Here is a 6,635-nt window from a genome sequence, read left to right on the forward strand (position 1 = left end):
CCGCGGCGTGCGGGTGAGCTTCGGCTACCCCGCCTGCCCGCGTCTCGAGGACCAGGAGAAGCTCTTCCGCGCCCTCGACGTGGAGGGCGCGATCGGCGTGCGGCTCACGGAGGGCTACATGATGGACCCCGAGGCGTCGGTGTCGGCGCTCGTGTTCCATCACCCGGAGTCGCGCTACTTCGTGATCGCACCGGGCGACCTCGAGGCCTTCGAGCGGCGGGGCGCGGGGAGCGGCTGAGCCATACGTTGGTTCAGTGTTCTCCCCCTGTCTTCATCAACGCGTCGTAGCGCTTCTGCATCTCCGCGGCGGAGACGTCTTCCTTGCGGGTGGCGATCATCCAGCGATGCCCGAAGGGGTCCGTCAACGTGCCGGAGCGGTCGCCGTAGAACTGATCCGCGACCGGACGCAGCAGCTTCGCGCCGGCCGCGACAGCCCGGCTGGCCAGCGCGTCCACGTCGTCGACGTAGAGATGGATGAGCACCGGTGAGCCGCCGAGTGACTGCGGACTGCGCACGTCCATCTCCGGGTACTCGTCGGAGAGCATGATCGGAGCATCGCCGATCCGGATCTCGGCGTGCCCGATCCTCCCGCCGGGCTCCGACAGACGCATCGCCTCCGTCGCGCCGAACGCCTTCTTGTAGAACTCGATGGCGCGGGCCGCGTCCTTGCAGCACAGGTACGGCGTCGCGCGCGGGACCGGGTTCACTCTTCCTGCCATGGCTCCTCTCCTTCGGGGGTAGGTCTGACTGCCAGTTGGTTCCTTCTATTGGTCTTTGGCTATGCGCGCACCCCTTCGATCACGCTCGACATCGCCTGCGTCGGGACGATCCGCGTCAGCTCGAACCCTGCCGCGTCGAACAGCGCCCGGAACTCGGCCTCCGCCCGCTGGCGGCCACCGGTGCACACCAGCATGTTCACGTCGTTCGCCGCAGCGCCTCGGCTCGCAACGGACTGGTCGATCCGTTCCGGGTATACGCCCTCGACGATCAGCAGCTTGCCCTCCGCCTTCATCGCACGGCGACAGTTCCGGAGAATCCTGACCGCGCGCGCGTCGTCCCAGTCGTGGATGACGTGCTTCAGGATGTACGCGTCGCCGCCGCCGGGCACCGCCTCGAAGAAGTCTCCGCCGACGAATTCGCAGCGATCGCCCAGACCGGCTGCCGCGATCGTCTCGTTCGCGCCCTCGGCCACGCGAGGCATGTCGAAGACGACCCCGCGGAGCGCCGGGTTGGCTCTCAAGATGCCGGCGAGGAGCGCTCCCGCTCCGCCTCCGACGTCGATGATGGTACCGAAGCGCGAGAAGTCATAGGCCGCGGCCACCGCGATGGCGACCATGGCCGTGAACGCGCCCATCGCCTCGTCGAAGACCGCGGCCTCCTCCGGGTGCTGCGCGAAGTACTCGAAGGAGCCCACGCCGAAGACGTGACTCAACGCCGGCTCGCCCGTCCGGACGCTGTGCAGGAGGTCGCCCCAGGCGGCCCGTACGCCGGGGCTTGTGAAGAGAAGCGCCACGGGGCGGAAGGAGCCAGGCCCGCTCTGCAGGCACGATCCCACGGGCGTCAGCTCGAAGCGCCCGTCCTCGGTCTCGGCGAACACGCCTGCGCTCGCCAACAGGCGGAGCACCCGCCGGAGCGCCGGCGCGTGCGTGCCGGTGGCCTTCGCGAGGTCGTCACAACGCTGGGGCCCGGTCCCGAGCAGGTCGGCGATCCCGAGCTTGGCGGCGGCGTAGATCGCGTGGGAGACGTAGTGACCCGTCGCCAGCTGATACAGGACCGCGGGTGGTGGCAGCTGTGTGTCCATACTCCTCCTTCGCTTCAGCGCGTCCTCGCGCCGGGTTGGGGATCGACCGCACCGGCCCGTCTCCGCCGCTCCGCCTCGCGGCTCGTCGCCGCCGCGGCGAGCTGCGCACGCGTCCGCACGTCGACCTTGGTGTAGACGTGCACCAGGTGCGTCTTCACGGTGGCGAGACTCACGAAGAGCTTCGACGCGATCTCACGATTCGGCAGGCCCGCGGCGACGAGCTCGACGACGCGGGTCTCGGTCGGCGTCAGGCTGTCCCACCCGTGGTTCGGCCGGCGCCGCTCTCCACGGCCGCGGCGGGCCCACGCGACCGCGTCCGCCAGCGTGAGCTGGGCGCCCTCCTCGACGTGTGCCGCGTCGAGGCGCGGCCGAAGCGCCTCGATCGCGCGGCGGCGGTACGGGTAGCGCCAGCGATAGCCGGTGCGCTGTCGGAACGCGTCGGTGACGCCCAGCAGGCGCCCGGCCTGCACGTCGTTGCCGACGTCCGCCGCCAGGAGCGCGAGGGTCTCGAGCGTGTCCACCGTGAGGAGCCCGAGCTCATGCTCCGCGGCGACATCCAGCGCCTGGTGAGCGCGGGCCTCCGCCTCGCGCACGTCCTCGCGTCCGCGCGCGAGATGGGCGCGCAGCAGGTGGACGACCCCCGCGAAGTAGTGCAGCACCGTACCGGCAAGACGCGGCTCCGCCTCGTCGAGCAGCACCGCGGCGCGACCGGCATCGCCGAGCGACAGGGCGACCTCGGCCCCCATGCAGCGGAGCCGGAACGACGAGGTCCCCATCGTCCACGGCGAGGGTTCCTCCCCGAGCGCCCGCAGGGCGTCGTCGAAGCGGCCCTCGACGAGCGGCACCACGGCGCGCAGCCAGGACACGGCCGTGGCGAAGGCGCCCGCCGCGAGGTTGCGCTCCGCCGCAGCGACGGCTCGTCGCGCGAGCGGCGCGTCCTCGGTCCAGAGCGCGATCAGGCCGACCTGGGTCGCGATGCTGAACTCGCATGACCGATCGAGATAGGGCTCCAGGCGGGCGCGGGCGCCCGCGAAGTCGCCGTCGAAGGCCATGGCGTTGGCGTGAGTCTGGTCGAGCAGGAATCGCATCACGGCGTCGGGCGGGACGTGCCGGTCGAGCCAGGCGAGCAGGCGTCGTACCCGGCCGCGCTCGCCCTGCTGGGCGAGCAGGCTGGCGATCGTCAGCAGCGACATGACCTCGAGGTTCCGGTTGCCGGCCGCGCGGCCCGCCTCCGCGGCTCGCTCGAGGCCGGCCACACCCTCGAGCAAGCCGAGGAAGGCGGGGCCGAGCGACAGCGCGTGCTCGACCAGCCCGCGCACGGCCGGGGCGATCTCCCCGCTCAACGTGTCGAGCGCGCGCCGGGCCGCCGGCACCCAGCCGAGCTCGGTGGCGAAGTAGAGCTCATCCGCCACCGGCGCGAGCGCCTCGAGCCAGGGCACCGATCCTTCGTCGAGCGCCGCGAGCACCTGGCCCGACACCGCCCGCAGCTTCTCGTGCGCGAAGCGACGTCCCCAGTACCATGCGAGCGCGTAGAGGAGGTCAGCGGCGGGGCGGCGCCCGGGGCCGAGCGACCACTCGAGCGCGGCGAGCAGGTCGGGCGCCTCCGCGGCGATCTCCTCGAGCACGGGAAACGTCGTCACCTCCCGGTCGACGCCCCACGCCGCCGCCCGGCGGCGGAACCAGGCGAGGTGCCGGCTGCGCAGCTCGGCCAGCTCGCCGGCGTCGGCGGCGCGCTCGAGGGCATAGTGCCGCAGGGTCTCGAGCAGCCGGTAGCGGTCGCCGGCGGGCTGCACCATGTTCTTGTCGACGAGACGCGACAGGAGGTCGACCACCTCGAGCGGGTCGAGCTGGTCGTCGGCCGCCACCGCCTCGACGGCCTCGACGTCGAAGGGCGCCGCGAACACGCCGAGCCGGCGGAAGAGCAGGCGCTCGGGCTCGTCGAGCAGGTCGTGGCTCCACTCGACGGAGGCGAGGAGCGTCTGCTGCCGTGCGAGCGCGGTCCGGGCGCCGCCGGTCAGCAGCCGGAAGCGGTCGTCGAGCCCATCGGCGAGGCGTTCGACCGAGAGCGTCCGGACACGCGCCGCCGCCAGCTCGAGCGCCAGTGGGAGGCCGTCGAGCCGGCGGCAGATGCGGGCCACCACGGGCGCGCTGCCGGCGTCGAGGCGGAACCCGGGACGGGCGGCGCGCGCCCGCTCGACGAACAGGCAGACGGAGTCGTAGGCGCCGAGACGCTCGGAGTCACGCTCGCCCTCCGGGGGCAGGGCGAGCGGCGGGATTCGCCACGTGACCTCGCCCGTCACGCCGAGCGGCTCACGGCCGGTCGCGAGCACGCTCACGCCCCGCCCGGCCCGCATCAGCGCCTCCGCGACGCGCGCACAGTCCTCCAGGAGGTGCTCGCAGTTGTCGAGCACGACCAGCATCCGGCTCTCGGCGAGCGCGCGACCCAGCAGGTCGATCGCGGCCACGCCCGCCGCCTCGCGCACGCCGCAGGCGCCGGCGACCGTCCCCGCCACCTGCGCGCCGTCCGACAGGCGCGCCAGCTCCACCCAGACCACGCCGTCGGCGTACCGGTCGGCCAGGTCCTCGCCCACCGCGTGCGCCAGCCGCGTCTTTCCCGCCCCGCCCGCGCCCGTGATCGTCACCAGCCGATCGGTCGCGAGCAGCGCCGCGACCTCGCCCCGCTCGCGGAGACGCCCGACGAGCGCCGTCGGCCACAGGCCGAGCCCTCCCGTGCCCGCGCGCGTGAGCGGGGGAAAGGTCGACGGCAGGTCGGGGTGACAGAGTTGATGCACGCGCTCGCTCCGGTCGAACCCCTTGAGCTGCACCGTGCCGAGCGCGACCAGCATGGCGTCCGCCGGCAGCCCATCGCCGACCACCTCCCTGGTCGCGGCCGACACGAGCACCTGCCCGCCGTGCGCCAGCGAGCGGAGGCGCGCGCACCGGATGATCGCGGAGCCGCCGTAGGTGCCTGCGCCGCGCAGCTCCGCCTCGCCGGTGTACACGGCCATCCGCACGCGCACGCGCGCGCTCTCCGGCCACGGCTCGCCGGCGAGTGCCCGCTGGGCCTCGAGCGCCGCCGCGAGCGCGTCGCTCGCCCGCGCGAACGCCGCCACCGTCGAGTCGCCCTCGCCCTGTTCGAGCGGTCGCACGCCGCCGTGCCGCGCGACGGCGGCGGCGATCAGCTCGGTCTGACGGGCGATCAGCGCCGCGGCCTCCGCCGACTCGCGCCAGAGCCGCGTGGACGACTCGACGTCGGTCATGAGGAAGGTGACGACGCCGAGCGGCAGATTCGGCCCGGCCGGCGGCTCGGCGTCTGGACCGTGCATGCGGCCGGAGATTAGCGCAGGGGGGCCGGCGATACATCAACCGAAGGGTTGAATTTTGCCGGCCGGAGTGGAGCTGCTTCTACGCCCGCCCCCACGCGAGCTGGGCCTGCGCGGGGATGCGGTAGACGTCGCCGGCGCGGAACTTCGCGATCCCCTCCGCCACCTCGCGCTTCACCTGCCCGCGCTCCGCCGCCGAGAGCTCGGCGAGGAGCGACGCGAGCGGCCCCGCCGTGTCGCCCGTCACGGCCCAGAACTCGTCCGGATCCCGCGCGAACCACGAGAGCACCACCCGCTCCTGGCCGACTGCCTGGAAGCCCGCGCCGACCAGCGCCTTGGCGAGCGCGCCGTCGGCGGAGAGGTGGAACGCCCCCGGCACCGCCGGGTCGGGGGGCGGCAGCGCGCGCACGCGGGCCAGCGCGGCCATCGGGATCGTGATCCAGGGGTTCGCCTCCGGCGGCGCCCACGCCGAGAGCGCGATGCGGCCCGCCGACACGAGCGCGCCGCGGAGCCGTGCGAGCGCTGCCGGCGGATCGGCGACGTAGATCAGGCTCCAGCGGCCGAGGACGGCGTCGAAGCTATCCGCCGGCAGGTCCATCGTCATCACGTCCGCGGTGCGGAACTCGACGTGCGCAAGGCCGAGCGCCGCCGCGCGCTCGCGGGCGGTCGCGATCATGCCCTCGGCGACGTCGATCCCGAGCACGCGGCCGTGGGGCCCCACCAGCACGGCCACCTGGAGCGTCGGGTCGCCCATGCCGCAGCCGACGTCGAGCACGCGCTGGCCGGGGCCGACCTCGGCCGCCGCCCCCATGCGGAGCGACATCGGCCAGGTGAACGACTGGAGCATCGGCTCCCAGCGCCGCCAGCCCCCGGCCACCGCCTGCCACTCGTCGCGCACGACGTCCTTCGCCATCGTCAGCTCCCGGACATGAAATCGGGGATCCCGGTGCCCGCCGTCAAGCCGCCGTCCACCACCAGCGTCGTCCCCGTGATGTAGGACGCGTCGTCGGAGGCGAGGAAGAGGATGGCGCGCGCCACCTCCTCGCGCCGCCCGAAGCGGCCGACCGGGACGGCCGCGCGCGCCCGCTCCTCGCGCTCGGGCGCCCCGCCGAGCGCGCGCGCGAGCGCGGGCGTGGCGATGAGCCCCGGGCAGACGGCGTTCACGCGGATGCCGGCCGGCGCCAGCTCGAGCGCCGCGGTGCGCGTCAGGTTGATCATGCCGGCCTTGGCGGCGTTGTAGGCGACGAGGCCCCGATCGCCGCCGAGGCCCGAGATCGAGGCGACGTTGACGACGGCACCGCCGCCCTGCGCGCGCATGATCGGCGCCACCGCCTGAAGGCCCGTGAACGCGGCGGTGAGCGTCACCGCCAGGGTGCGCGTCCAGGCGTCGAGGGCAAAGCGCTCGATCGGGCCGAGGCTGGTCGCGAAGGCGTTCGACACCAGCACGTCGATCCGGCGATGGGCGGCGACCGTGCGCTCGACCAGCGCGCGTACCGCCGCGGCGTCGGCCA

At 73.8% G+C, this 6,635-nt stretch carries 6 protein-coding genes; 1 reads left to right on the forward strand and 5 read right to left on the reverse strand.

Annotated features, from left to right (window positions below; genetic code table 11):
- Positions 1 to 238: hypothetical protein (locus tag E6J59_06405; GenBank protein ID TMB21145.1), on the forward strand; the 238-nt coding region annotated here is incomplete at its 5' end.
- Positions 239 to 251: 13 nt separating this feature from the next.
- On the opposite strand, the gene E6J59_06410 is transcribed toward E6J59_06405, so the two are convergent.
- The 5 genes from E6J59_06410 to E6J59_06430 form a co-directional block, all read right to left on the reverse strand.
- Complete coding sequence (locus E6J59_06410) at positions 252 to 719, reverse strand: VOC family protein (GenBank protein TMB21146.1); 468 nt, start codon at positions 717 to 719, stop codon at positions 252 to 254.
- 59 nt (positions 720 to 778) lie between these two features.
- A complete protein-coding gene (locus E6J59_06415; GenBank protein TMB21147.1) occupies positions 779 to 1,801 on the reverse strand; it encodes a methyltransferase in 1,023 nt (340 codons plus the stop codon).
- Between the two features lie 14 nt (positions 1,802 to 1,815).
- A complete protein-coding gene (locus E6J59_06420) occupies positions 1,816 to 5,127 on the reverse strand; it encodes a hypothetical protein (protein TMB21148.1) in 3,312 nt (1,103 codons plus the stop codon).
- Positions 5,128 to 5,206: 79 nt separating this feature from the next.
- A complete protein-coding gene (locus E6J59_06425) occupies positions 5,207 to 6,037 on the reverse strand; it encodes a methyltransferase domain-containing protein (GenBank protein ID TMB21149.1) in 831 nt (276 codons plus the stop codon).
- A 2-nt stretch (positions 6,038 to 6,039) separates the two neighbouring features.
- Positions 6,040 to 6,635 (reverse strand): SDR family oxidoreductase (locus E6J59_06430; GenBank protein ID TMB21150.1); only part of this gene is annotated, 596 nt, incomplete at its 5' end.

The sequence above is a fragment of the Deltaproteobacteria bacterium genome, assembly GCA_005879795.1.
Classification (GTDB): Bacteria; Desulfobacterota; Binatia; order DP-6; family DP-6; genus DP-6.